This window comes from Ferrimonas balearica (assembly GCF_019802055.1).
Classification (GTDB): domain Bacteria; phylum Pseudomonadota; class Gammaproteobacteria; order Enterobacterales; family Shewanellaceae; genus Ferrimonas; species Ferrimonas balearica_A.
This window is the reverse complement of sequence record NZ_JAHVHW010000007.1, coordinates 1411794-1436869: the sequence shown is the minus strand read 5'-3', so window position 1 is coordinate 1436869 and position 25076 is coordinate 1411794. Positions and strand designations below refer to the sequence as shown.

Here is a 25076-nt window from a genome sequence, read left to right as displayed (position 1 = left end):
AATTGGCCCCCGGGGAGCGGGGGCCTTGGCGCAGGTTTTTACTTGTCGAAGTGGATAACGGAGCGAATGCTCTTGCCTTCGTGCATCAGGTCAAAGGCCTCGTTGATGGCTTCCAGACCCATGGTGTGGGTAATAAAGTCATCCAGCTTGAACTCGCCCGCCATGTAGCGCTCAACGTACTCCGGCAGCTCAGAGCGGCCCTTTACACCACCGAAGGCACTGCCGCGCCAAACGCGACCGGTCACCAACTGGAACGGACGGGTGCTGATCTCCTGACCAGCACCGGCCACGCCGATGATCACGGACTCGCCCCAGCCTTTGTGGCAGCACTCCAGTGCACTGCGCATCACATGGACGTTACCGATGCACTCGAAGGAGAAGTCCACGCCGCCGTCGGTCATCTCAACGATCACCTCCTGAATCGGCTTGTCGTAATCCTTGGGGTTCACGCAGTCGGTGGCGCCCAGTTTGCGGGCCAGCTCGAACTTGCTCTCATTGATGTCGATGGCAATGATGCGACCGGCTTTGGCCATCGCCGCGCCGATGATGGCGGAGAGGCCGATGCCACCCAGACCGAATACGGCGACGGTGTCACCGGGTTGCACGTTGGCGGTGTTGGTCACCGCACCCATCCCGGTGGTGACGCCACAACCCAGCAGACAGATCTCCTCCAGTGGGGCAGCCGGGTTCACTTTGGCCAGAGAGATCTCAGGCAGCACGGTGTACTCGGAGAAGGTTGAGCAACCCATGTAGTGGTAGATCGGTTTGCCGTCCTTACTGAAGCGCGTGGTGCCATCGGGCATCAGGCCCTTACCCTGAGTCTCTCGGATCTTCTGACACAGATTGGTTTTGCCGGAGCGACAGAATTTGCACTCACCGCACTCTGGGGTATACAGCGGGATCACGTGGTCTCCCACCTTAACGCTGGTGACGCCCTCACCCACGGATTCAACGATACCGCCCCCTTCGTGGCCGAGAATGGCCGGGAATACCCCTTCCGGATCATCGCCGGACAGAGTAAAGGCATCGGTGTGGCACACACCGGTCGCGATGATCTTGATGCGAACCTCACCGGCTTTAGGCGGTGCGACGTCAACGGTCTCAATGGAGAGCGGTTGGCCGGGGCCCCAGGCTACGGCGGCTTTGGACTTCAGAGTTTGTGGGGTCATGGTGTGCTCCGTGGTGAACAGTTGGGGGCGTATGTGCTGCCCCAAAGCATAGACGGCATTGTATTCACTCTCTGTCTGATGATAATTGGGCCAAACTGAAAATCACTTTTGCACACCGGTAATAATGAGGGCCCCTATGGCGCAGTGGGAAGGGATCAATGAATTTGTGGCGGTGGCGGAGACGGAGTCCTTTACCGCTGCCGGTCAGCGCCTTGGTATATCGACGGCCCAGGTCAGTCGCCAGGTTTCGGCGCTGGAGGCTCGGTTGGGTTCTCAGCTGTTATACCGAACCACGCGCCGGGTCAGCCTGACGGAGAGTGGCCGCCAGTTTTATCAGCTGTGCCGGCCGCTGCTTGATGGTCTTGAGGAAGCCCAGCGACTGCTGAGTGAGCAACAGACGGAACCAAGCGGGCGAGTCCGTATGACCGCACCGGTCAACTTTGGCGAGCAGATACTGGCGCCATTGATGGCGGAGTTTTGCGCCCAGTACCCCAAGGTGAGCGTAGAGATGATGCTCAGCAATCAACGGCTGGATCTGGTTCAGGAGGGGCTCGACCTGGCGATCCGCATCGGCGACCTGCCGGATTCCTCTTTGAAGGCCCGCCGCTTGGGGGAGCGCGCATTGGCAGTATGCGCGGCACCCGAATATCTGGCGCGCTATGGCACGCCGGGTGGAGTAGAGGAGTTGAGCCAGCATCGCTGTCTTGTCGGCACTTCCGATCTGTGGCGATTCAACGTCGAGGGACGGCCCACCAGCATGAAGATCAGTGGTGCATTTCGCTGCAACAGTGGTGTGGCGTTGCTGGAAGCCGCGACACGGGGGCTGGGACTGACACAGCTTCCCGAACACTACCTGCTGGAGGCGTTTGAGCAGGGTAGGCTGGTGCCGGTACTCGAGGCATACCAACCTGAGCCCGAACCGATCTGGGCCTGCTACCCGCCCAACCGTCATGTCACCGCGACGGTTCGGGCCTTTATTGATGCCTTGAGCCAGGCGCTGTCCTCACCGTCCTGAAGAGCCGCTTCCTCCCGCCTGAGTAAAACGGTTTGAACTGTTCCTACGACATACCGTAACGGCAAATACGAGATATCGGTACTGAGCCTAAGTCGAAGATATTTGCCGTTAACGGGTTTGTAAATCTATGCAATTCCTAACTTTGTTGTCGATTGGTCGGATAAGCTCCCAATTTCGACAACAACGCCAAAACCGCCTTTAAAACCAGCGCTTTGGAGGAAAAATTATTTCCTCAAAGCTCGCCTGGGACGCTAAAAAAACCTCAAATATCGTCAAATATCCGGGGGTTGGCGGGCAGATTTGACCTAACGCAAAAATCCGACCAGTGCATTTCGCCTACAGTCTTCGGCGCTCGACTCGGTGTGTTCGATGTGAGCGAACGGTATTCGCCGGGCCAGGGTAAAAACAATCACAACAAGGAATGCATTACGCTAATGACTGCCACCACTTATCAGCCCGGCGAGATATCTGGTCTCATTGAGATCCAGGCCGCCAAGTGCAAAGGCTGTGACGCCTGTAAGAAGTTCTGCCCCACTGGCGCCATTGAGGGCGCTTCCGGTGCGGCGCATCGAGTCAATCACGACAAATGCGTTGGCTGTGGCCAGTGTCTGATCAACTGCCCCTTCGATGCCATCGAAGAGACCCACAGCGCCCTGCAAACCGTCATCGAGAAACTGGCGGACAAGAACACCACCGTTGTAGGCATTATTGCACCGGCGGTACGTGTGGCAGTGGGTGAGGAGTTTGGCCTGCCCAAAGGCGAACTGGTGACCAAGAAGCTCTACGGCGCGATGAATCAGGCCGGCTTCAAGATTTTCGATTGTAACTTCGCGGCTGACCTCACCATCATGGAAGAGGGCTCCGAGTTCATCCATCGCCTGCACGCCACGGTGCAGGGCGACAAGGACGCCGGCAAGCTGCCTCAGTTCACTTCCTGCTGCCCGGCCTGGGTACGCTACCTGGAAACCAAGTACCCCACACTGCTGGACAACCTTTCCACTGCCAAGTCTCCGCAGCAGATGGCGGGCACCGTGGCCAAGACTTACGGCGCTAAGGTGTACAACATGCCGCCGGAGCAGATCTTTACCGTTTCCGTGATGCCCTGCACCGCGAAGAAGGTGGAAGCCTCCCGTCCGGAGTTCAACGACGCCTGGGAATACCACAAAGAGCATGGCCGTCACGCCAAGGCTTACCAGGACGTGGACGCGGTACTGACCACCCGCGAGATGTCTCAACTGCTGAAGCTGCTGGAGATCGATCTGGCCAAGGCGGAAGAGTTTGATGGCGACAGCATGTTCTCCGAGTACACCGGCGCGGGCACCATTTTTGGCGCGACCGGCGGTGTGATGGAAGCGGCAGTTCGTACCGCTCATAAGGTGCTGACCGGCGAAGAGATGGCTCGTCTGGAGCTGGAACCGGTTCGTGGCCTGAAAGGCGTCAAAGATGCCGAGATCACGCTGTTTGACAAGCACCTGGGTCAGGAGGTCACCGTTAAGGTTGCCGTGGTTCATGACATGGGCAACAACGTCGAGCCCCTGCTGAACGACATCATGGCGGGCACCTCTCCGTATCACTTTATCGAAGTGATGAACTGTGCAGGCGGTTGCGTAAACGGCGGCGGTCAACCGATCGATCGCAGCGGCTCCTCCTGGGTCGGCACTCTCTGATAGGACAGAATGATGAGCAAGAAAACCTACGATTTCGTTGAAGACAGCTTTTTCCTGTCCCGCCGTCGCTTTATGGCCGTTGGTGCAGCCTTTATGGCGGCACTGGCGCTGCCGGTTGGCTGGATCGCCAGCCGCATCCAGAACCGTAACGAGTACATCAAGGCTCGTACTGCTGGCCTGTACAAAGACGACGCCATTGCAGCCCTGCGCGTGAGCCACGCCAACCCGGCCGTGGCCAAGTACTACGAAGAGTTCGGTGGTGAGCCGCTGGGACACCTGTCCCACGAACTGCTGCACACCCACTTTGTTGACCGCACCAAACTGAAAGGTTGAGGGAGTAACCATGAGTCACGACACCCGTCCCATTCTCAAGCACCCTCTGAGCGTGCGTGTTTTCCACTACGTGTTGCTGCTGAGCTTTTTGCCGCTGGCCGCGACTGGCCTGATCCTGTTCTTCAAGCCGCTCTCTGAAGCGGGCATGGCGCTGACCTACGACATCCACATTGTGGCTGGCGTGGTGATGGCGCTGGATGCCATCGCGTTCACTCTGATCGCCTTTGACCGTGTGGTGCTGTTTGTTGCCCGTGTCTTCTCCTTCTCCGACCGCGACGTGAAATGGTTCATGGTGCTGGGCGGTTACCCGCAGAAGTTCCTGCTGGGTAAGAAGGTACCGGTTCCGCCGATGAACAAGTACAACTCCGGCCAGAAGCTGTTTGGTGCCTGCGTTCTGATTGGCGGCACCATCCTGATCTTCTCCGGCCTGGCGCTGTGGCTGCTGCCTCACGCCATGCCCCGTGACGTGACCTACGTTCTGGGTATGGGCCACCTGGTCTCCGGCCTGGTGCTGACTGCCTTCCTGCCGGTTCACCTGTTCCTGGCGGTATACCGCTTCGATGACTTCAAGGCGATGATGATTCACGGCAAGGTGCCTTACCACGATGCCGCTGAGTACACCCCGCTGTGGGTAGAGCAGGAGATCGTTCCGGTTCACGCCAACGGCGAAGCCAGCAAGTGATCCCACGCGAATAAGCCACACCACAGACAGCAGTCAGATTACTGACTGCTGTTTTTTGACACCTTGTCGATCTGAGAAGTTTTCATGTCTGCGCACCACGAACTGCATATCCGCGATTACGATCCCACCACCAGCTTTATCGATGCTGACGCCATCTGGGGCACCCTGAATGAGCACGCCACTCCAAGCCGTGAGCAGGTGCTGGCGGTGTTGGTTAAAGCCTCCCAATGCGAGGGGCTGAGCCTTTCCGATGCGGCCATCCTGCTGCAGAACCCCTATCAGGATCTCGACCAGCAACTGTTCGACCTGGCCCGTCAGGTTAAAGACACCATCTACGGCAATCGCATCGTGCTGTTTGCCCCCCTGTACGTGTCCAACCATTGTGCCAACAGTTGCAGCTACTGTGGCTTTAACGCCGACAACCAGGGGCTGAAGCGCAAGACCCTGAAGCAGGACGAGATCCGTAAGGAGGTGGAGGTGCTGCTGGGGATGGGCCATAAGCGTCTGCTGGCGGTTTATGGCGAGCACCCCCGCAACAATGTTGAGGCGATCGTGGACAGCATTCGCACCATGTACGAGGTGAAGCTGGCTCCGGGAAGCAACATCCGGCGCATCAACGTCAACTGCGCGCCGATGAGCATTGACGATTTCAAAGTGCTGAAGACCGCCGCCATCGGCACCTACCAGTGTTTCCAGGAAACCTATCACCCGGACACTTACGCTTCGGTCCACAAGAAGGGCCAGAAAACCGATTATCTCTACCGCTTGTACGCCATGCACCGGGCGATGGAAGCGGGCATCGATGACGTTGGCATCGGTGCGCTGTTTGGTCTTTACGACCACCGTTTTGAACTGCTGGCGATGCTTCGCCATGTTGAGGTGCTGGAACGCGATTGCGGCGTTGGCCCCCACACCATCTCTTTCCCCCGCATCGAACCGGCTCACGGCTCTGAACTGTCAGAACGGCCGCCTTTCGACGTGGATGACGACACCTTTAAGCGCATTGTGGCCATTACCCGGCTGGCGGTGCCCTATACCGGCCTGATCATGAGCACCCGTGAGAGCGCCGAACTGCGCAAAGAGTTGCTGGAGCTGGGGGTTTCCCAGATCAGCGCCGGTTCCCGTACCGATCCGGGCGGTTATCAGGCCGCAGAGGAGGAGCATGCGGACGCTTCCCAGTTCACCCTGGGGGACCATCGCCCCATGGACGACATCATCTATGAACTGGTGACCGAATCTGGCTCCATCCCCTCGTTCTGTACCGGTTGTTATCGCAAAGGGCGCACCGGCGACCACTTTATGGGTCTGGCCAAGCAGCAGTTCATCAGCAAGTTCTGCCAGCCCAACGCTCTGATCACGTTCCGCGAATACCTGAATGATCACGCCAGCGAAGGCACCCGTGAGGCGGGTAACGCCCTGATCGAAAAAGAGTTGGCCAAGATGAGCCCGGCAAGACGCCGCAACGTCAGTCAATGTCTGACCCAAACCGACGATGGCGTAAGGGACATCTATTTATGAGCAGCAACGCAACGCCACCGGATGGCGCGCTGACCGGTTGGGTGGGGCTGGATCCCGAGGCGCTTATCCGCGCGATCGAATCCAGCTGCACAGTACTGCTGCATGCCGCGCTCTACAGCAACTTTGCCACCAACGGCATCGGCAATGCGTTAGAGCAGCAACTGGCCAGTGGTGATCTGGCCCGGCTGATCCTGATCTCAAGCGGCGAAGGTCCCTGGCAAGCCGAGTTTGAAGCCATGTTGCGGCCCACTCTGATGGACAGCCACCGGGCCGAACTGGTGAAACAGTCCGACACCTGGTGTGCGGATCTGCAGTCCCGTTACCTGGAGAAGGTGATGTGGGTGCAGACCACCCAATTGCCCACACAGCCGGTGCTGATCTGCGATGACCAGATCATCGTCGGCCACTACGCCCACTCCGTTGTGCCCGCATCCGATGGCTTGTGGCTGGTGCTCGGAGGCTTGTCTGAAGGGCAGGTGGAGGAGTGGTTGTCCGGTGCCCCTCTGGCATCAAACAGCAGCCTCTGGGAACGCGCCTGTTACCGTCACGTGTCGGAGTGTCGCTCAGCCTTGTACCAAAGCCGGGAAGGGGAGGTGCGTGGATGACGCCATCTGCAGGCATCAAACCGATTCTGTTGGAGAAGAGCCAGATCCTTGCCCTGTTGAGTGGTGAGGATGATGCCTGGCTGTTTCAGCAGGCGGAGTCTGTCACCCGTGCCGTGTTTGAGGACCAGGTGTACCTCCGTGGCGTGGTGGAGTTCTCCAATCTGTGTCGCCACGATTGCCACTACTGCGGATTGCGCCGCAACAACCGTCAGGCCCGGCGCTATCGCCTGAACAGTGACGCCATTCTGGACGCGGTGGATCGCGCCATCGAGCTGGGTATGGGCTCTGTGGTACTGCAGTCGGCGGACGATTATCGCTACCGTCTGAATGATGTGGCGGCGTTGATCCGTGCCATCAAGTCCCGGGCGGACATCGCTGTCACGCTTTCTTTGGGCGACCGACACGCGGAAGAGCTCGAAGCGTGGCGGGAGGCGGGGGCGGATCGCTACCTGTTGAAGATGGAAACCTTCAATCGCCAGCGTTTTGCGGAACTGCGACCCGGCGCCGACTTCGATGCCCGACTGGGTCGGCTTCACGCCCTGAAGCGGCTCGGATACCAGACCGGCAGCGGCGTGATCACCGATCTGCCCGGCATTACCGATGCCATGCTGGCGGAAGATCTGCTGCAACTCACCGATCTGCAATTGGATATGCTCGCCTGTGGACCGTTTGTCTCCCACCCGCAAACCCCCCTGGCCGACGCGCCCAACGGGTCGGTGCTGAAAAGCCATCGGGTCAGCGCCATTCTGCGGCTGATGAACCCGGGCGCAAACATCCCTGCCACCAGCTCCCTGGACGCGTTGCGAAGTGGCGCCCGTGAGCAGGCCCTGAGTCGGGGCTGCAACGTGGTGATGCCCTCGTTTACGCCGGATACCGTGTTTGAACGCTACGGGATCTACCCCGGCAAAAACAGCAGCACCCTGGCACTGGAAGCGCGCCTGCAACAGGTGCGAGCCGCCATCACCGCTACCGGCCGTATTGCCAGCGCCAGCCGGGGCGACAGTCTGAGGACTCTTTATGTGTAATGCCGTTACCGACCAGGCCCCGAGAGGGATGCGCTACCACATCGCGCTTGCCGGCCGCCGCAACGCGGGCAAATCCTCGTTGCTGAACCTCCTCACCGGTCAGGACGTTTCCATCGTTTCCGATACCGCGGGTACCACAACAGACGCCGTTAACAAGCCGTTTGAACTGCTGCCCCTGGGTCCGGTGACCTTTATCGATACCGCCGGGATCGACGATGAGGGGGAGTTGGGTAACCTGCGGGTTGCTGCCACCAGAAAGGCGCTGAACCGCGCTGATATGGCGCTCTATGTCGTCGATGAACTGGGACTGACCGAAGCGGACCGGGCCTTTATCGAGTCTCAACGCAATTTGGGCCTGCCGGTACTGGTGGTGTTCAACAAGGGCGATCTGGCCAGCCCCAGCGCCGACGACCTGATCTGGTGTGACGCGCAGGGACTGCCGTTTCAGCAGGCCAGCTCAGTTGCTGGCCATGGTCGCCGCTCCATCTGCCAGGCGCTGTTTGAGCTGGCGCCGGAGGAGTTGAAGGCCAAGCCGGTACTGGCTGCAGATTGTTATGGTCCGGGAGATACCGTGGTGTGTGTGGTGCCCATCGATATGGCCGCACCCAAAGGCCGGCTGATCCTGCCTCAAGTGCAGATCCTGCGGGAAGCCCTGGACCACAGCGCCATCGCGATGATCTGTAAGGAAACCGAACTGGCCCAGACCCTCGCCATGTTGCCGGAACCTCCGGCGCTGGTGGTAACCGACGCCCAGGCGATCAAAACCGTGGCGCCACTGGTGCCCGAGTCTGTACCCCTGACCACCTTCTCCAGCCTGTTCGCCCGCTTTAAAGGGGACCTGGCGCAGATGGTCGAGGGGGCGGCGGCGCTGGATCGTCTCAAAGATGGCGACCGGGTGCTGATTGCCGAGGCGTGCAGCCACCATGTTCAGGATGAAGACATCGGCCGGGTGAAGCTGCCGGCGCTGGTACGCCGCTACAGTGGCAAGCAGATTGAGTTCGATGTGGTGGCGGGGCACGACTTCCCAGACGATCTGGAGTCCTACGCTCTGGTGCTCCACTGTGGCGCCTGCATGTTCAACCGGGCCGAGATGCTGCGGCGGTTGCGGGAGTGCACCCGACGCGGGGTGCCGATCACCAACTACGGGGTCGCGATTGCCAAACTGCAGGGGGTGATGCCCCGTGTGGTGGCACCGCTGCTGGCGCGGGCCGGTTAATCCGGTTGAGCCGAAACAAAAACGCCGTCCCATTGGACGGCGTTTTGCTGTGCGTTACAGCTTGTGCAGAATGCGGCGGGCGATCCGGTCGTGGCAGCCGAAGTGGCTCCAGTCTTCGGTCAGCAGCATGGTGTCCTTCTGCCGGCAGATGTGGGGCAGGAAGGTGTCGTGACAATCGGACAGCAGCTTGATATACGCGTAGGCGGTGCCGTTTTCCGCTTCGCGGGCACGATCCAGCATGCGCTGGTAGGAAAGCAGCGGCTCAGAGCGCAGGTAGACCACGGAGGTCACTTGCGGGTAGTGGTCCAGCTTGTCCCAGATGTCGTAGTAGTAGGTCAGATCGGCGCCGTCCGGGCGGCAGGCTTCCTGCAGGTTGGCCTGACAGAACACCAGGTCGGAGTACAGGGAGCGCTCCAGAACGTAGTTGTAGGCCGGGTCCAGATCCTGACACAGCTCAGCACGATGGTTGGTGATAAAGCGCTGGAACGCGATGCGCTGGCTGGGATCCTGAGTAAAGGCGGCCAGCAAACGCTGAAACTCCGGGTTGGTGTCCACGTCTTCCAGGATCATCTTCCACGGGCGATCGTCGATCTCGTTCAACCGCTCTACCAGTTTGGGAACCAGGGTAGACTTGCCTACGCCGATGTTACCCTCGATCGCCACCAGTTCGAATTGCTGTGCCATCTCGTTCTACGTTATCTGCCAAAAGGGCGCGCAAGTCTACTCGCTGGACCGCCCCGGTTCCAGCGAAAAACACGGCGAAATTGCGCTGCCTCATCAAGTGGTGAAAAGCTGAGCGGAGACCGTGTTTTGGCGGTTAAAAATGCGCCATTTTTGCCACTCTGAATGCGGCTTAGACAACCGGCCCGGTTCGCGGTTATTTCCCGCTTCGGTTGGGGTACACTAGAGCCAGTTTGACTCATCGTGGAACGCCCCATGAAAAAGGACCCATCCGGTGCGCAGGAGCGCGCGCCATTTTCGTTGATGCGCATCGACGTCAGTTTCGACCTGGCGCCGGAGCATGTGGAAGGGGTAGAGCGCGCTTTGAGCGCCTACGTCGACCACCCGGAGGTTCAGACGGAGATCGTGACCTGCGGTTACGACAACGGGGTGTTCCATCTGCAGCTCTGCTACTTCTCGACCACGGGTCACTACCGCACCGAACTGGCCTGGCTGCATAAGGCGGTTCAGAGCGTCGTGGTGCCTGTGCCGGTGTTTACCGTTCAGATCCACGAAGATTGATCCGCAACCGGGCATCGTTTACGGCGACCGCTGACAGGTGGGAGTGGATCCGGTAGGCTCACCCTAATCCCCGTTTAGCTCTTGTGAATTGAGGAATTTCTGTGCCATTGCTGAAGTCGCTAATTTGTAATCAGGGCCGGGACAGCCGAGTGCGCACTGCACTGGTTGGGCTGGCTCTGGTGCTGGTTTTCCTGCTCTACGTGGCGCTCTTTGTCACCGCAACCCCCATGGTTCGTGCAGCAGCAGGCGCTCTGGTGGCGCTGCCTGGCGCTGCAGTAGTGCTGGCCAGTGCCCGGCGACGACTCAATGACAGCGCCCGTCCGGGCACATTGGCTTTCGTGTTGCTGGCGCTCTGGCTGGCCATGGCGGCGGCCCAGTTGGCCGCTCCGTTCACTGGTCTTGCGATGGTATTGGCCGGGCTGTTTGCCCTGGCCGTTCTGGCCCTGGCAGCCCTGCCGGAAAGCCGCCTTCGCGCCCGCTACGCGCCGGGTTCCGAAGGGCACTTGGGCTACAGTGGCCCGGTGGATCTTTCCCCCCTGGCTGCAGAGCCGGTGAGCGCCCGTCAGCGGGTTGAACCTTCGATGGACGGTTCAGAGCCGACAATGACGCCTCTGAACCCCGAAAGCACGCTGGATGAGCTTTATGAAGCCGCGGAATCCACCAACAGCTACTGGGACGATGAACCCAAAGGTCCGAGACTGGGTGAAACAGTAGGGCGCCTGGGCAACCAACTGGTGCCGCTGATCAAGCGCCAGAGTAAGGCTCTGGGGGCCATTGGTGCCGCGGTGGTGCTGGGTGTGCTTGTGCTGACCTTCTGGCCTCAGACCCAATCGGAACAACAGACTGTTGAGGTGCCGAAACCCGCGCTGAAGCCCACCGCACCGGAGTTTCAGCACAGTGTTGCCATGCCGGACACCTATGAGCTGCTGATGAACCACGATGGTCTTATCATCAAGTGGCCGGGGAGTCGGGCAACTCAGGGTGAACTGTGGTCGCAGCTGACCGCTCAGGGCGACCGCAGCTGTGCCGAGATGCGGTTTAACAACAACAACCGCTACCGTCCAATCAAGGTTGAGGTGTGGCCGGACGACATCTACTACGCCTACTTCTCGCCGCTGGATACCGCCGACATCGTTTATGACGCCGCGATGCGGGGCAATTTCAGGCTCTGTGGTTACGACTTCGGGTTGAGCGGCTCCATGGACACGCTGCGGGCTCATCCCGCCTTTGCGCTCTATACCCGCCGATAAGCCCTTTTCGCTTCGAAGCCCCCGTTTTTGGGGGCTTCGTCGTTTTTGACGCCGCGCTTCAGTCGTCTGGCCAAAACAATGGCCAACCTTCATACATGCTCCGCCTTGTTTGCCCGGAAAACTCGTCCAACTAGCGAAAGCGAAAAATTGTGCCTAGCCTTCAGTATGTTTCGGCTTGCACCCGCTGGGAAAGCCACACTCTGTAGGGAAGTCTGGTGCTGCCGGGGCCGCGTCCTTGAGATGCGACATTTCGGGAGACTGTGCGCTTATGGCCATCGCCATTGTTCTGCTCCTGATCCTGGTGGCTTCGGTGATTTTCCACTTCGTCGGCCCCTGGGATCTGCCCCCCCTGGCGAGCAATTGGGGCGACATCGATCTGACCATCGGCATCACCGTTCTGGTGACCGGGCTGGTTTTCCTTGCGGTGATGATCTTTACCATCATCGCCATCATCAAGTTCCGCTACCGACCCGACCGTACCGCCGATTACGAACCCGAGAACAAAAAGCTGGAGCTGTGGCTGACTGGCTTGTCCGCCCTTGGGATTATCGCGATGCTGGCCCCCGGCCTGTACGTCTATTCCGAAGTGGTGTCGGTTCCCGATGACGCGCTGCCGGTGGAGGCCATGGCCAAACAGTGGGGCTGGGCGTTCCGCCTGCCCGGTGACGATGGTGTACTGGGCAAATCCGATGTGCGAAGGGTGAGTGCCGACAACCCTTTTGGGTTGGATCCTCTGGACCCGGCCAGTCAGGATGACCGGCTGATCCAGACGCCGACCCTGCATCTGGCGCTCAATCGCCCGGTGCAGGCGCAACTGCGCTCCCTCGACGTGCTCCATAACTTCTACGTGCCCCAGTTCCGCACCAAGATGGATGCGGTGCCCGGCATCGTCTCCTCCTTCTGGTTTACCCCCACCGTGGAGGGGGAGTTTGAGATCCTTTGCGCCGAGTACTGCGGAGTGGGGCACTTCAATATGCGCGGCAAAGTGGTAGTGCAACCGGAAGCGGAATACGCCCTCTGGCTGGCGCAGCAACCCACCTTTGCGGAAGCGCAGCTGGCGCTGGCCCAAACCACCCTCAGTCCGTTGGCCCGGGAGGGCGAGAAACTGGCGACTGAGCAGGGCTGCATGGGCTGTCATGGCTTTGCTGCCAGCCCACTGGGTCCAAGCTGGAGCGGGATCTACGGGCGTGCGGAGGTGATGAGCGATGGCACAGAGTTGACCGTGGACGACGCCTACCTGATCGAATCGATTCGCGAACCCGCCGCCAAACTGGTGCAGGGCTACGCCAACGTGATGCCCCCCTATGACCTCAGTGATCAGCAGATCGCGGCGTTGATTGCCTATATGAAAGAGAAGGGCGGGGCACCGGGTGAGGTGGAAGCGGCTCCGGCAGCGCCGCCGGTGAGTGGCGCCGTTGATGCCCAACCGGACCAGAGCCTAACCGGTGTGGATCTGGCTCAGGCCAAAGGGTGCCTAGCCTGCCACAGCGTCGATGGCCAGAAGCTGGTGGGGCCAACCTGGGTTGGACTGGCGGGCAGTGAACGAACGCTGCTGGATGGCACCACAGTGATCGCGGATGAGGATTACCTGCGCCGCGCCATCATCGACCCAAACGCCGAAGTGGTGGAGGGTTACCCACCGGTGATGCCGGTGGTCAGCCTGACCGAAGCAGAGATCCTGGATCTGATCCAGACCATAGAAAGCCTGAAGCAGTAATTGAGGCCGGGAGGGGGTCGCATGACCACACAGCAGGACTCACACGATACGCATCATGAGCTGGGATTCTGGCAGACCTATGTGTTCAGTCAGGACCACAAGACGATCGCCATTCAATACACCCTGACCGCCATCGCCATCGGGATGGTGGCGTTGGTGCTTTCGAGCCTGATGCGATTGCAGCTGGGTTTTCCCGGCAGCTTCGACTTTATCGTACCGGCCAACTACTACCAGATGGTCACCATGCACGGGATGATCATGGTGGTTTACCTGCTGACGGCGCTGTTCCTAGGTGGTTTTGGCAACTACCTGATCCCCCTGATGGTGGGGGCCCGGGATATGGTGTTTCCCTTCCTGAACATGCTCAGCTACTGGTTCTACTTCCTGGCGGTGATCGTCCTGATGGCGAGCTTTTTCGTTACCGGCGGCCCCTCCGGCGCAGGCTGGACCCTCTATCCCCCTCAGGCGATCTTGCCCGGCACCCCCGGCGTCGATGGCGGCATCGTGCTGATGCTGGTGTCGCTGGCGATCTTTATTGCTGCGGCTACTATGGGCGGCCTGAACTACGTCACCACAGTGCTGCAAGCGCGCACCCGGGGCATGTCGCTGATGCGGATGCCGCTCACCATCTGGGGGATCCTGACCGCCACCGTGCTCGCCCTGTTGGCGTTTCCCGCCCTGTTTGTCAGTGCGGTGATGATGCTGTTCGATAAACTGCTGGGCACCAGTTTCTTTATGCCCGCCATCGTCTCCATGGGGCAGCAGATGGACTATGCCGGTGGCAGCCCCATCCTGTTCCAGCATCTGTTCTGGTTCTTTGGCCACCCCGAGGTTTATATCGTGGCGCTGCCGGCCTTCGGCATCGTCTCTGATCTGATCAGCACTCACGCCCGCAAAAACATCTTTGGCTATCGCCAGATGGTGTGGGCGATCGTCGGGATTGGGGGTCTCAGCTTTGTCGTTTGGGCCCACCATATGTATGTGTCGGGCATGAATCCCTACTTTGGCTTCTTCTTTGCGGTGTCGACCCTGATCATCGCGGTGCCCACCGCCATTAAGGTTTACAACTGGGTGTTGACCCTTTGGCGCGGCAACATCCGCCTGAATGTGCCGATGCTGTTTGCCATCTCCTTTATCCTCACCTTTGTGTTTGGCGGGATGACCGGCCTGTTCCTGGGCAATGTGGTGGTGGACCTGCCCCTGTCCGACACCTATTTCGTGGTGGCTCACTTCCATATGGTGATGGGGGTGGCGCCCATCATGGTGATCTTTGCCGGGATCTATCACTGGTATCCCAAGATCACCGGACGGATGCTCAATGACACCCTGGGCAAACTGCACTTCTGGATCACCTTCCTCGGCACCTGGGCGATATTCTTCCCGATGCACTACGCCGGTGTGCTCGGCATGCCCCGACGCTACTACAACTTCGAAAACTACGACTTTATTCCGCCCGAAGCGGCCACCCTCAATGCCTTTATTACCGTCGCCGCGCTGATTGTCGGGTTCAGCCAGTTGCTGTTCCTGTTCAACCTGGCCTGGAGCTACTACAAAGGGCGGGCTTCCGGCCCCAACCCCTGGGGTGCAGCCAGTCTGGAGTGGCAGACGCCGCAGACCCCACCGGGACACGGCAACTGGGGACCGGCACTGCCTGTGGTGTACCGCTGGGCGTACGACTACAGCGTGCCCGGGGCGCCTGAGGACTTCCTGCCTCAGACCAGCGACTGGGGGCTGACTGACAGCGATAAGGACGCCAGAACCGGCCATGACGCCGGGCCACAGGAGGCGGGCTCATGAGTACCCTGACGGAAAAACCCTGGCTGACACCGGGAGTGACGGCGAAGGTAGGGCGCCCGGTTAACGCGCTGCGCACCTGTGTTCACCTGATGTTCGCGGTGATCACCTCCATGTTTATGCTGTTTATCCTGGCGATGATCATTCGCTCCCAGGTGGGCGACTGGGAACCGCTGACCGAAGCGCCCTGGCAGCCCCTGTTTGACGCCATGCCCCTGTGGCGTAACACCGTCTTTCTGCTGATGAGTTCCGTGCTGCTGCATATGGCGGTGGTCAGTGGGCGCGCTGGCGCTGCCATACTGGTACGGGGGTGTTTGATCCTCTCCGGTATCGCAGCATTGGCGTTTCTGCTGGGACAGTGGGGGGTATGGAGCCTGTTTTCCCAACGCGGCTATGGCGTCAGCAGCACGCCGGCCGCCAGTTTCTTTTTTCTATTAACCGGATTGCATGGGGCTCACCTGTTGGTGGGGCTGGCGATCTGGGGACGCACGCTACCGGGTCTCTGGCAGGGTGCAAGCAGGGAAGCGGTGGCCAGATTGGGCCTGTTGGCGCAGTACTGGCATTTTCTGCTGGGGTTATGGCTGGTGCTGTTTGCCCTGCTGACCAGCACTCCGGAAACCTATCAGGCGCTGGCGGCACTCTGCGGTGTGCAGCCAGTTGACGTGCCTTAAGGAGCGGACGATGCAACACCAAGAGCGCGGCTGGTCCACCGTAGTGGCGGACTGGAGCCATGACCAGGAGACCTTTAAGGTGTCCTGGGGCAAGGCGATGATGTGGATTTTCCTCCTCAGCGATACCTTCATCTTTGGCACTTTCCTGGTGGGCTACATGACCGCCCGGATGTCGGCGGTGGAGGCCTGGCCGCTGACCACCGAGGTGTTTGCCCTGACCATCGCGGGGCACTCCATCCCCCTGGTTCTGATCGCCATCATGACCTTTATCCTGATCACCTCCAGCGGCACCATGGCGCTGGCGGTGAACTACGGCTATCGCAAGGATCGGAAGACGGCGGCGCTGCTAATGATCGCCACTGCCATACTGGGCGCCAGCTTTGTTGGGATGCAGGCGTTCGAGTGGACCAAATTGATAGAGGAGGGGGTACGTCCCTGGGGCAACCCGATGGGCGCGGCCCAGTTCGGCGCCGCCTTCTTTATGATCACCGGCTTCCATGGGCTTCACGTCTCCATCGGTGTATTGCTGCTGGCGATCTACGCCCGCAAAGTGGCCCGTGGTGATTACGAGGCCAGCGGCGATTACGGCATCGTGGAAACCGTGGGCCTGTACTGGCACTTTGTGGACCTGGTTTGGGTCTTTATCTTCGCCTTCTTCTATCTGTGGTAAGGAGCCGGCATGGAACAGACACAGCAACAACACCCACTCGGGCTCTATTTCAAAATCTGGTTTCTGCTTTTTGTCCTGTCCGGACTCTCCTACATGGTGGACTACCTGCACCTGCAGGGGATGCTGCGCTGGAGCCTTATCCTGATCTTTATGGTGCTGAAGGCGGGCCTGATCATCAGCGTCTTTATGCACATGATGTGGGAGCGACTGGCGCTGATCTACGCCATCCTGCTGCCGCCACTGGCCATACTGGTGCTGGTAGCGATCATGGCGCTGGAAAGTGAATACACCTTCTTTAACCGGATGGCGCATTTCTTTACCGGACCTTGACCGGATAACGCAATCAGAGCCGAGAAGCCGGATTTTCAGTCTCTGAGAACGGGTAACTCGGTGCCACGAAAGCCGTTCGCAATGCCAGCCAGGCTAATGCGGGGAATTCGCTGCAATGCCGTTGCTGTGGGGCAACGGCATTTCGTCGTTCGGTGTCATCCCAGAGCAGTGTCGATTGACTCGGATTGCTGGTCTGCCCTCCAAAATTGAATTTCTCTAATTCATGGCCTGTCCCGTAGGCGACTTGAATAATGTCGCTCGTGTTTGTGATTCGATTCGTTAGCTAGATGCCGAGTTATTAGAATGAAACTACTCCCCGTACGATCCCTGTTACCAGTGTTACTGGTGAGCTTGTCTTCCGTTCCGGTTTTTGCCAATTCGAAGGTTGTTGAACGACACATTCCGACGCCGACGGGGCTGTCTGAACCCCTGAGTCAGCTGATCGAAAACCGAACCGTTGATGCCTCGAAGTCTGCGGTAGCGATCCCTGAAAACACAGAGCAATGGATAGAGCTTCAAAAGCAGTTTGATGCACAGGGAATCGAAGTGGCCATGAAGAGTGTGGAGCGTTTAGGCATCTTGGTTGAAAAGCGAGTGCTTGCGGGTGTCGAAACCTTTTTCATCACGCCAAAATCTGTGAGTCCGGAATACAAGGATAAGTGGATGATGCACATTCATGGGGGGGCATTTGTGTTTGGTGGCGATGAAGCCGCTTTGAGAGAAGCGGTTTGGATGGCCAATGGTCTGGGTGCCAAAGTTGTCTCAATCAACTACCGTAAACCCCCTCTCCATCCTTTTCCTGCTGCACTGGAAGATACCGTATCGGTCTGGAAAGCGCTGATAGAGACTCAGAACCCGGAAGAAACCGCAATATTTGGCACCTCAGCGGGAGGAAATCTGACTCTGGCCACCACATTGAAGCTGTTAGAAAAAGACTTGCCCCTTCCGGGAGCCCTGTTTGTAGGAACGCCCGTCGTCGATCTGAAGGAAACATCGGATTCCTGGTACGTGCTCGAAGGTCTTGATCCTCTTGGTAAGCGCGAAGGCATTTTGCAGGGCACCTTCGATCTTTACGCAGGGGATTACAGCCAGAAAAATCCCCTTATCTCGCCGATCTATGCCGAGATTACCTATTTCCCTCCCACGATCTTTATGACCGGAACCCGGGATTTGTTGCTGAGCGATACGGTAAGAATGCATCGCTTGCTAAGACGCGCTGATATCAAGTCAGAGTTGCATGTTTATGATGGCCAATCCCACGGCGACTATTTGTTGGGTTTGAACGCCGACGTTCCTGAGTCGGAGGATGCGATTAAAGAAATTCGTCAGTTCTTTAATCGATACATTAACTGAGCCCATCGAGTTAGCGCGCCCGGAGGCAGGTTCACGGTGTGGTTCCGGAACCGAAATGCTTCCGGGCTCTACCGCCTCGAAATTGGATCAACCGCCTTCGCCGGCATTTTGCTGACCGCAGCAGAACGCCCTCTGTGCCAAACGCGCTTTGTGCACGGGTGTGGTGCATCCAACAGGCCCACCTCTGCTGATTTGCCCTGATTGACCTTATGCCACGTTAAGCGCATTGGGAAATCCGGGAATTGCCGATCTGTTCATCCCCATCGGAAATCGCAATGCCAAAACTCGTATTGTTATTCGTACTGTCAGTCGGCGCATCAGTCGCCATGGCTGACGGTACTCGCCTTGAGTTTGCTGACACATCCAGCCCTAAAAACACCCTTGAGAGTTTCCTGCTGGCCTCAGACGTCCTGATTGAGCAATGGAGAAAGGAAGAGTTCAATTCCGACATCGCGAACCACGCCTATGGGCAGTTGGTGCGAACTCTGGACCTCTCTTTGATACCCAATCGCAGCCGAAAAGTGGTTGTGATGGAGCGGGTACTGTTGCTCAGAGAAGTCCTGGATCGTTTTGATGAAGCGCTGTTGTGGAGTGCGCCGGAACTTACGCCAGAGCAGACGGAGTTAACTCATTGGCGCTTTTCCGGCACAGACCTGACGATCATTAAACTGGACGAAGGCGAGCGGCAAGGGCAATACGTTTTCTCGGCAACCTCGATTCAAAAGCTCCCAGGCTTGTATCGAACCATGCGAGTACTGCCTTACCGAGAGCCTGATAGGGAACTCAGTTACCACGAGTTTCTGCTTTCTCCCGGCCCACTGCTGCCAAGAAGCATCATTCAAACGCTGCCCGATAGCTTCAGTGAGATGTATGGCCCGTTACCGGTATGGCAGTGGACAGCGCTGATACTTGTCTTCATTGCTTGTAGGGCTCTTATCGGCGTGAGCTTTGGACTTGGTGTTCGCTGGGATACGCATTTTGAGCATAAGGGCATTCGCTGGAAGACGGGCAAGATCATTGCATTAATTGGCATTGTTTTGCTTCTGTTTGCCGCGCGAAAGGTGATTGATGATGGGATATGGGTTACCGGCGGGGTTTATCAGTTCCTGACTTCCGTCTTTATTCTTGGCCAATTTTTCTTTATGTCCTGGCTCATTATGGCGTTGTTTAACTACTTCGCGATGGTCTACGCCTTCAATAAACACAATGGTGAGCATGTCGACTCGTCTCTGATCACGGTGCTGGCACGCATATTCGGCGGCCTGACCATCGTTGTTGTTGGGATCTATGTTATTGAGTTTATGGGATATTCCATATCTCCAATCCTGACAGGTCTTGGCGTTGGTGGCCTGGCCGTTGCGCTGGCGGTTCGCCCGGTACTGGAGAATGTCATCAATGGCCTGACGCTTTACGCCGATGGGGGCATCAAGATTGGAGAACTCTGCAAATACGGTGGCAACCTGGGAACCATTGAAAGCATTGGGCTGCGTTCAACACGGATCCGAACCCTGGAGCGGTCGCTCATCACCATTCCGAACTCGGAGTTTGCGAACATGGAGATTGATAACCTTGAACGACGGGATAAACGGCGAATGGAGCATACGCTCCGGATTCGCTCAGAACTGAGTCAGGATCAACTGAAGCTGCTGTTGGTGAATTTGCGGCGTGTTCTATTGAGACATCCAATGCTGGAAGAGGAGCCTGTGCGGGTGCGTTTGGCCGGGGTGGGAGAGTTTGCAATTCATGTCAACGTCCTGGCATACATCCGTTGCCGAAGCCACGAAGAATTTACCGCTATCCAGGAGGATGTCCTGTTTATGGTGATGGAACAGATCGACTCAGTTGGTGCTCAATTGGCGTTCTCCAATCAGTATCAGTTTGTCGGTTCTCTGGAAGCGATAGATGGTTCACTTAAAGAAAAGGCAGCAAATACCATCCGGATGTGGCATGAAGCCAATAACTACCCATTCCCTGACTTCAGTTATGAGTACAAATATGAGATCAAAGACAGCCTGATCTATCCGTCTCGGACCTCTTCGATACGGCTGGATGCATCAGGCTAGCCGGTTTCCCCTGGCGGTTGTTCAGGCTGAACCACATCGTCAAAATAGCGCTGTATGGTTTCGTGGATAAGCTGATTCAACGGATAGTCCCGCTTAGTTTGTAGGTAGCCTCCGTTGACCTGTACTTTTCGCATCTCATTGGGCAGTTGGGGCAACGGATAGGTGGCGACCTCGTCGCTTAGCTGCTTCATAGTTCGGCTTCCATACAGGATGGCATCGGATTGCTTCAGCAGCGCCAGTAAAACATGGACACTGTGAGTGACCAGAGTGTAGTGCGCCTGATACCCCCTCGACTGATAGAATGCTTCGATGGGTGTTCGCTTGGTATTGATGCCATCGATGGTGATGCGGGCTAATGGGAGATGATGAATATCTTCCAAATTGGACGAGTGTGAGAGGACTGGATGTGCCTTTCTCGCTACCAGGCAGATGTCGATATCTATCAGTGCGTTCAGATAGATATCTTGTGGAAACTTAAAGCCGTCAAAATGAATCAGGTAATCGATTTTGCCATTGAGCATGTCCGTCAGAGAGTGGGGTTGCCAAACACTGAGGTTGAAGCTGGCTCTTGGCAGGGCACGCTTCAATGCTTCAAAGATACCGGCGCCGTAGAGCTCCAGGAAATAGATGTGCATGCAAACGGTGATCTCTCCGCCAAACTCCTTTGGGTTAAAGCCTTGGTAAGACTCAATGACCTTCGACAGCGGTCGATACATCTCGTCGGCAGCCTCGGCCAACTTTAGTGCCAGTTCGGAAGGCTCGACACCATGCGCTTTTCGGACAAAAAGCTGGTCTCCAAAAACCTCTTTCAGCTTTGTGATACCTCGACTCACACTGGTCTGCGATATACCCAGTCGTTCTGCGGCGGCATGCGTATTGCGGGTTTCAACAACGACTTGTAATAACTTTAACAAGTTAAGGTCTAAATCCCGTATGTCCTTCATGCTGCTTATCCTTTGAATGTGATCTTTTGCTCAAGGGCGTTGGGATTGCGTCATCTGCTCCGGGGAACTCCACTAAAGTTAACGGCTTCGGAAGAGGCCGTCCACCGTCCAGGGCTCGCGGCCGGGTACGTGGCCGAAGAGGGGCTAAGACTACGTTGCCGGTATAGCGAACAGGGAGTTTTTCTGTGGGGCGGAATACCTTGGAAGAGTGCATGCCCTGGACTACAAGTGTTCAGGGCATGAGTGTGATTTCAGTCGAACATCAGAATGATGTAGGCCACGAACAGAACCAGGTGGGTTGCCCCGTTAAGTGTATTGGTTTTGCCACTACTGAAGCTTACCGTCGTCATCATCAGTGTAGTGACAAGCAAAACCATTTCAGCAGGTTTCAGGCCCAGGCGAATGGGCTCGTTGATCATCCCAGAGATAAGCAGTACTGCCGGTACAGTCAGTGCAATGGTTGCCAACACTGAGCCGAAAAACAGGTTCATTGCGCGCTGCAGTTGATTGGACAAAGCGGACTTGATGGCACCCACGGCTTCTGGCGCCAGAATAATCAACGCCACAACCAGTCCTCCAAGTGCTGCGGGCGCACCAAGAAGGGTGATGCTGTCATTGATGGGAATTGCCAGGTTCTTCGCCAAAACAATCACCACGAGCAGATAGCAAATCAACAAAATGCTGTGATAAAGGTTACTTTCCAGCGGGCCATGATGGGTGTGCTTGTCTTCATGATCCGCATCGACAAAGAAGTGCGTGTGGCTTTTGGTTTGCACATACAGAAAAACAAAATAGAGTGCGATTGACGTAATCACCAATGTCCAGGTTAATCCCGCGGACATATTGCCGAAACTGTTGCTGCTCGTGAAGCTGGGAAGAATGAGACAAAGCATCGCCAAAGGGATAATGGCAACCAGATAGGATTTTAGCCCATCCAGATTGAAGACCTGACTACGAAACTTTATTCCGCCAATCAATAGTGTAATACCGACAAGTCCATTTAATACCGCCATGATAACGGCAAACATGGTGTCTCTGGCCAACACTGGGTTCGATTCTCCCGTCAGCATCACAGAGGAAACCATGATGACTTCCAGCAACACCACCGATAACGTCAGGATCAGCGTTCCATATGGGTCGCCCAGTTTAATGGCGAGGGCATCGGAGTGACGTACAACCGCAAAGATCGATATCATTACGACATAAAAGAGTAAACCGGTCGACGCAATGTAAGCCGCAGGCGGACTGTTCGCATTTAACAGTGCACCGCCATGTAGACTGAAAAATACAATAGCAATAATACCGGCAAGTAACGCAGTCTCCTGCCTTAAAGCCTTGATCATAAAATACCTTTACCGTGACAGCATGATGTCCAATAGGCCATCTGCATTTTCTGAATAGGGGAGTGTGGATACAAAGCGCGGAAGTCTACGTGACGTGGATAGTGTCGACAACGAATTAGAGAAATTCATTTTTGATTTGGTCATGGTTGATAACGCTGTTAACTCCTAAAGAGATATTGCAGAGCGAATGTAATCAGAATGATTTTGAGTGATATCCAAAATATTCTCGGCGTTAAGTGAATATACCGTCTATCAGCATTTTATGTGCCGGGGATTTATCCAGTCTTCTGGTCATTGTTGCTGGTGCCGCCCCAGGCAGCATCTGGTCACTCTGGCCCCTTTGGTTCCAATTATCGATCTGTGTTCTGCTATCACCTTTTGGTGAGTGCTGTTCATGTGCGTCATCACATTGTTGAAGTGTTGTGTTTGTTCATTAGTTCGATTTCAATCTGGCGCGTTAATCTGACGCCCCATGAGAATGGCCTATCGATTGCCAGCGCAACACCCACAACGCAAGGACAGATGTTGAATACTCAAAATCTACACACACACCGGCTGTTTTACGGTGGCGGTTTTAATCAGGTGCAGGTTCATGACAACTCCCAACTCGCCACTGAGGTGCTGAGCCAGTTCGAACTGACCGGCAGCGAACACGATGTGGTGTGGCGGTCCTGGCTCGGTGACGACCGCATCGTCGCGCTGGATGAGCGGGGCAATCTGTATATCTGGCCTTTCCAGAGCGGCGTTAAGGTGGCGGTCGCGCCCTTGCTGAAGTTAGGTTTGATGCCGTTTAAGGATGTCAGCCTGCAAGGATCGACCCTGTGGCTGATGGCACGCAGACAGGGAGAGCGATTCAGCGAAGTCCGCCTGTTCCGGATCGATCTGGATTCCCTTCAGGTCACAGAGTATCCGCCCTGCGAGTTCGATTTTGTCGGTGGCAGCATGGTCGCGCTGGAGAGCGGCGACTTTGTCTTCTATCAGCACAGCGGCAAGCCCGGTTATAAATTTCGCACTCATGGCCTGGTTCGTTACGCTCCCCAAAGTGGCCAGACGACCCCAGTGTCCCTGACCGGCAAACCCGCACCGGAGACGATATCGGTGCGCGAAACCTTCTTCTTTCACCAACGCCACGGGCTGGCGCTCACGGCCAACGCCGAGTCGCTAAGGGCAGTCCAAAGCGCTGACGGTCAAACGGCTTACCAATTTGAGCTGCAACTGATCGACTTTCACCGCCAGCAGGTGCGCTGGTCACGACCGGTACGCACCCTGTTGCCGAACCAAATAGCGGATGAGTATGACTGCGACGAGCTGGTGGAAGCGCTGGACGCCATCGCTGGAGGCGATCACAGTGCAAGTCACAATGATGCGCTGCAGAGCTTTATTGAGTGTCTAACTTGCGTGTACTTGAGCGACGATGGCGAGCAGATCTGGCTGGCGTGGCAGGACGGCTACGTGCAGTGCCTCTCATCCCAGGGCGAACTCCTCTCGCCGCTATACCAGCTTCAACGGGTGGCCCCCAATGGCGAGAGAGCGTCATTGAGCCATTGGCACGATCAACTGACCATCCTCGACGTCAAAAACGAGGGGCAAGAGCCAGCCAACAGCATCCTCACCCTGGCCATTGGCGATCCTGAGTGGGCAACGCTCTGGCAGGTGGTGCTTCCTACTGCGGCACCGGTTCCCCTATGTGAGGCGGCTGAGTCCAAGCCGGTACTCTGTCAGCGCACCCACTTTGATCTGCAACTGCCTGCGCCGCTTATGGGTACGCCTATGACCAGCGGTCAGGTGGATATCCCATGTGGAGACTTGGAGGAGCAAGGTGACCGTCTGGCGTCTCTAGAGCGTCTCAATGCGCTGATGCCAGCGTGGCAAACTTACTTTGAGCGCAACATTCAGGCAGGCCATCTCTTCTTTGCCTTTGTCGCAACGCAACCTGGTGGCGATAAAGTGCAAAGTGAAAAACACTTTTTCCCCGCTGTTGCCGCCGGCAGTGACGAAGGCCGTGAGCTGCTGGCGGAGTTGATTGAACAATTTACCCGTTGGCCCTGTGCTTCTCGGTTGATGGGTCAGGCCGGGGCTCCGGTTCTGGCCGATGCGGTGTTGTCGCTGATCGACAGAGTTGAGTATTTGCCGGTGCTGGCCCGCTATTTCTGCGCCATCGGACAGCAAGAGTCGGCTCTGCGCTATCACCTCAACCGAACTCTACCGGCGATCCGCGAAATACACGCAGGCACATCCGAATTGACGGCCTTTAACCAGCAATTGCCGCCGCCCTGGAATAACCTCGACCACACCGTCGTCAGCACCTGTGACTACGACGATGAATATTGACCTTGAACGCCTTACCAACACCGGGGATTCAAGGGTTCAGGATGTTTGTCCTGCTGTAGCGTGCTGCCTGTGGCGCACGGCCAGAACGGCAACCGGCAAAAATCGCCCGAATCTCACGGGTTACGTGGGCCATAGGCC

22 protein-coding genes are annotated in these 25076 nt (G+C 57.2%); 18 read left to right on the top strand and 4 right to left on the bottom strand.

Annotation, left to right across the window (positions count from 1 at the left end):
* Nucleotides 1-38 precede the first annotated feature (38 nt).
* A complete protein-coding gene (locus KUV52_RS14180) occupies nucleotides 39-1169 on the bottom strand; it encodes an S-(hydroxymethyl)glutathione dehydrogenase/class III alcohol dehydrogenase (protein ID WP_315900136.1) in 1131 nt (376 codons plus the stop codon).
* Nucleotides 1170-1305: 136 nt separating this feature from the next.
* Here KUV52_RS14180 and KUV52_RS14175 point away from each other — a divergent pair, with 136 nt between their 5' ends.
* From KUV52_RS14175 to hydF, 8 genes are all read left to right on the top strand, one after another.
* Nucleotides 1306-2184, top strand: a complete 879-nt coding sequence (locus tag KUV52_RS14175; RefSeq protein ID WP_222526573.1) for a LysR family transcriptional regulator — start codon at nucleotides 1306-1308, stop codon at nucleotides 2182-2184.
* A 434-nt stretch (nucleotides 2185-2618) separates the two neighbouring features.
* Nucleotides 2619-3851: a [FeFe] hydrogenase, group A gene (gene hydA, locus KUV52_RS14170; protein WP_222526572.1), complete on the top strand. Its 1233-nt coding sequence runs from the start codon at nucleotides 2619-2621 to the stop codon at nucleotides 3849-3851.
* Nucleotides 3852-3863: 12 nt separating this feature from the next.
* Nucleotides 3864-4184, top strand: coding sequence for an iron hydrogenase small subunit (locus tag KUV52_RS14165; protein WP_222526571.1), 321 nt, complete (start codon nucleotides 3864-3866; stop codon nucleotides 4182-4184).
* A 10-nt stretch (nucleotides 4185-4194) separates the two neighbouring features.
* The gene (locus tag KUV52_RS14160) at nucleotides 4195-4866 is read left to right on the top strand and encodes a cytochrome b/b6 domain-containing protein (RefSeq protein WP_222526570.1); all 672 of its coding nucleotides are present in this window, start codon (nucleotides 4195-4197) and stop codon (nucleotides 4864-4866) included.
* 84 nt (nucleotides 4867-4950) lie between these two features.
* The gene (gene hydG / locus KUV52_RS14155; protein WP_222526569.1) at nucleotides 4951-6384 is read left to right on the top strand and encodes a [FeFe] hydrogenase H-cluster radical SAM maturase HydG; all 1434 of its coding nucleotides are present in this window, start codon (nucleotides 4951-4953) and stop codon (nucleotides 6382-6384) included.
* Complete coding sequence (locus KUV52_RS14150; protein WP_222526568.1) at nucleotides 6381-6989, top strand: hypothetical protein; 609 nt, start codon at nucleotides 6381-6383, stop codon at nucleotides 6987-6989. The genes hydG and KUV52_RS14150 overlap by 4 nt, the downstream gene beginning before the upstream one ends.
* Nucleotides 6986-8014, top strand: coding sequence for a [FeFe] hydrogenase H-cluster radical SAM maturase HydE (hydE, locus tag KUV52_RS14145; RefSeq protein WP_222526567.1), 1029 nt, complete (start codon nucleotides 6986-6988; stop codon nucleotides 8012-8014). Before KUV52_RS14150 ends, hydE begins: the two co-directional genes overlap by 4 nt.
* Nucleotides 8007-9230 (top strand): [FeFe] hydrogenase H-cluster maturation GTPase HydF, encoded by a 1224-nt coding sequence (hydF, locus tag KUV52_RS14140; protein ID WP_222526566.1) that lies wholly within the window; start codon nucleotides 8007-8009, stop codon nucleotides 9228-9230. Before hydE ends, hydF begins: the two co-directional genes overlap by 8 nt.
* A 54-nt stretch (nucleotides 9231-9284) precedes the next feature.
* Here hydF and KUV52_RS14135 read toward each other — a convergent pair whose 3' ends face one another.
* Nucleotides 9285-9914, bottom strand: coding sequence for a deoxynucleoside kinase (locus KUV52_RS14135; protein ID WP_222526565.1), 630 nt, complete (start codon nucleotides 9912-9914; stop codon nucleotides 9285-9287).
* A gap of 252 nt (nucleotides 9915-10166) precedes the next feature.
* Between KUV52_RS14135 and KUV52_RS14130 the strand changes: the two genes are divergently transcribed.
* From KUV52_RS14130 to KUV52_RS14090, 9 genes are all read left to right on the top strand, one after another.
* Nucleotides 10167-10472, top strand: a complete 306-nt coding sequence (locus tag KUV52_RS14130; RefSeq protein ID WP_222526564.1) for a hypothetical protein — start codon at nucleotides 10167-10169, stop codon at nucleotides 10470-10472.
* Between the two features lie 149 nt (nucleotides 10473-10621).
* Nucleotides 10622-11722: a hypothetical protein gene (locus KUV52_RS14125; protein ID WP_222526563.1), complete on the top strand. Its 1101-nt coding sequence runs from the start codon at nucleotides 10622-10624 to the stop codon at nucleotides 11720-11722.
* Between the two features lie 268 nt (nucleotides 11723-11990).
* Nucleotides 11991-13439 (top strand): cytochrome c oxidase subunit II, encoded by a 1449-nt coding sequence (locus tag KUV52_RS14120; RefSeq protein WP_222526562.1) that lies wholly within the window; start codon nucleotides 11991-11993, stop codon nucleotides 13437-13439.
* Nucleotides 13440-13460: 21 nt separating this feature from the next.
* The gene (locus KUV52_RS14115; protein ID WP_222526561.1) at nucleotides 13461-15236 is read left to right on the top strand and encodes a cbb3-type cytochrome c oxidase subunit I; all 1776 of its coding nucleotides are present in this window, start codon (nucleotides 13461-13463) and stop codon (nucleotides 15234-15236) included.
* Entirely contained in the window at nucleotides 15233-15904 is a 672-nt protein-coding gene (locus KUV52_RS14110; protein ID WP_222526560.1) for a cytochrome c oxidase subunit 3, read from the top strand. The genes KUV52_RS14115 and KUV52_RS14110 overlap by 4 nt, the downstream gene beginning before the upstream one ends.
* A 10-nt stretch (nucleotides 15905-15914) precedes the next feature.
* The gene (locus KUV52_RS14105) at nucleotides 15915-16574 is read left to right on the top strand and encodes a heme-copper oxidase subunit III family protein (RefSeq protein WP_222526559.1); all 660 of its coding nucleotides are present in this window, start codon (nucleotides 15915-15917) and stop codon (nucleotides 16572-16574) included.
* A gap of 9 nt (nucleotides 16575-16583) precedes the next feature.
* Nucleotides 16584-16904 carry a cytochrome C oxidase subunit IV family protein gene (locus KUV52_RS14100; protein ID WP_222526558.1) on the top strand — a complete coding sequence of 107 codons (321 nt, stop codon included), beginning with the start codon at nucleotides 16584-16586 and terminating at the stop codon, nucleotides 16902-16904.
* A 303-nt stretch (nucleotides 16905-17207) separates the two neighbouring features.
* Entirely contained in the window at nucleotides 17208-18257 is a 1050-nt protein-coding gene (locus tag KUV52_RS14095; protein WP_222526557.1) for an alpha/beta hydrolase fold domain-containing protein, read from the top strand.
* 275 nt (nucleotides 18258-18532) lie between these two features.
* Complete coding sequence (locus KUV52_RS14090; RefSeq protein WP_222526556.1) at nucleotides 18533-20320, top strand: mechanosensitive ion channel family protein; 1788 nt, start codon at nucleotides 18533-18535, stop codon at nucleotides 20318-20320.
* Here the strand turns inward: KUV52_RS14090 and KUV52_RS14085 are convergent.
* Together KUV52_RS14085 and KUV52_RS14080 are read right to left on the bottom strand one after the other, a co-directional pair.
* Nucleotides 20317-21264 carry a LysR family transcriptional regulator gene (locus tag KUV52_RS14085; RefSeq protein ID WP_222526555.1) on the bottom strand — a complete coding sequence of 316 codons (948 nt, stop codon included), beginning with the start codon at nucleotides 21262-21264 and terminating at the stop codon, nucleotides 20317-20319. The two genes, KUV52_RS14090 and KUV52_RS14085, sit on opposite strands and share 4 nt — an antisense overlap.
* A 251-nt stretch (nucleotides 21265-21515) precedes the next feature.
* Nucleotides 21516-22607 carry a calcium:proton antiporter gene (locus tag KUV52_RS14080; protein WP_222526554.1) on the bottom strand — a complete coding sequence of 364 codons (1092 nt, stop codon included), beginning with the start codon at nucleotides 22605-22607 and terminating at the stop codon, nucleotides 21516-21518.
* A 522-nt stretch (nucleotides 22608-23129) separates the two neighbouring features.
* Between KUV52_RS14080 and KUV52_RS14075 the strand changes: the two genes are divergently transcribed.
* A complete protein-coding gene (locus KUV52_RS14075) occupies nucleotides 23130-24938 on the top strand; it encodes a hypothetical protein (RefSeq protein ID WP_222526553.1) in 1809 nt (602 codons plus the stop codon).
* Nucleotides 24939-25076: the final 138 nt, after the last annotated feature.

What these genes read in the sequence shown, in the direction of transcription:
- hydA (WP_222526572.1), top strand. Translation starts at nt 2,619, where the DNA reads ATGACTGCCACCACTTATCAGCCCGGCGAGATATCTGGTCTCATTGAG.
- KUV52_RS14105 (WP_222526559.1), top strand. Translation starts at nt 15,915, where the DNA reads ATGCAACACCAAGAGCGCGGCTGGTCCACCGTAGTGGCGGACTGGAGC.
- KUV52_RS14100 (WP_222526558.1), top strand. Translation starts at nt 16,584, where the DNA reads ATGGAACAGACACAGCAACAACACCCACTCGGGCTCTATTTCAAAATC.
- KUV52_RS14165 (WP_222526571.1), top strand. Translation starts at nt 3,864, where the DNA reads ATGAGCAAGAAAACCTACGATTTCGTTGAAGACAGCTTTTTCCTGTCC.
- KUV52_RS14120 (WP_222526562.1), top strand. Translation starts at nt 11,991, where the DNA reads ATGGCCATCGCCATTGTTCTGCTCCTGATCCTGGTGGCTTCGGTGATT.
- KUV52_RS14115 (WP_222526561.1), top strand. Translation starts at nt 13,461, where the DNA reads ATGACCACACAGCAGGACTCACACGATACGCATCATGAGCTGGGATTC.
- KUV52_RS14110 (WP_222526560.1), top strand. Translation starts at nt 15,233, where the DNA reads ATGAGTACCCTGACGGAAAAACCCTGGCTGACACCGGGAGTGACGGCG.
- KUV52_RS14130 (WP_222526564.1), top strand. Translation starts at nt 10,167, where the DNA reads ATGAAAAAGGACCCATCCGGTGCGCAGGAGCGCGCGCCATTTTCGTTG.
- KUV52_RS14160 (WP_222526570.1), top strand. Translation starts at nt 4,195, where the DNA reads ATGAGTCACGACACCCGTCCCATTCTCAAGCACCCTCTGAGCGTGCGT.
- hydG (WP_222526569.1), top strand. Translation starts at nt 4,951, where the DNA reads ATGTCTGCGCACCACGAACTGCATATCCGCGATTACGATCCCACCACC.
- KUV52_RS14175 (WP_222526573.1), top strand. Translation starts at nt 1,306, where the DNA reads ATGGCGCAGTGGGAAGGGATCAATGAATTTGTGGCGGTGGCGGAGACG.
- hydE (WP_222526567.1), top strand. Translation starts at nt 6,986, where the DNA reads ATGACGCCATCTGCAGGCATCAAACCGATTCTGTTGGAGAAGAGCCAG.
- KUV52_RS14095 (WP_222526557.1), top strand. Translation starts at nt 17,208, where the DNA reads ATGAAACTACTCCCCGTACGATCCCTGTTACCAGTGTTACTGGTGAGC.
- hydF (WP_222526566.1), top strand. Translation starts at nt 8,007, where the DNA reads ATGTGTAATGCCGTTACCGACCAGGCCCCGAGAGGGATGCGCTACCAC.
- KUV52_RS14085 (WP_222526555.1), bottom strand. Translation starts at nt 21,264, where the DNA reads ATGAAGGACATACGGGATTTAGACCTTAACTTGTTAAAGTTATTACAA.
- KUV52_RS14075 (WP_222526553.1), top strand. Translation starts at nt 23,130, where the DNA reads ATGTTGAATACTCAAAATCTACACACACACCGGCTGTTTTACGGTGGC.
- KUV52_RS14150 (WP_222526568.1), top strand. Translation starts at nt 6,381, where the DNA reads ATGAGCAGCAACGCAACGCCACCGGATGGCGCGCTGACCGGTTGGGTG.
- KUV52_RS14135 (WP_222526565.1), bottom strand. Translation starts at nt 9,914, where the DNA reads ATGGCACAGCAATTCGAACTGGTGGCGATCGAGGGTAACATCGGCGTA.
- KUV52_RS14080 (WP_222526554.1), bottom strand. Translation starts at nt 22,607, where the DNA reads ATGATCAAGGCTTTAAGGCAGGAGACTGCGTTACTTGCCGGTATTATT.
- KUV52_RS14090 (WP_222526556.1), top strand. Translation starts at nt 18,533, where the DNA reads ATGCCAAAACTCGTATTGTTATTCGTACTGTCAGTCGGCGCATCAGTC.
- KUV52_RS14180 (WP_315900136.1), bottom strand. Translation starts at nt 1,169, where the DNA reads ATGACCCCACAAACTCTGAAGTCCAAAGCCGCCGTAGCCTGGGGCCCC.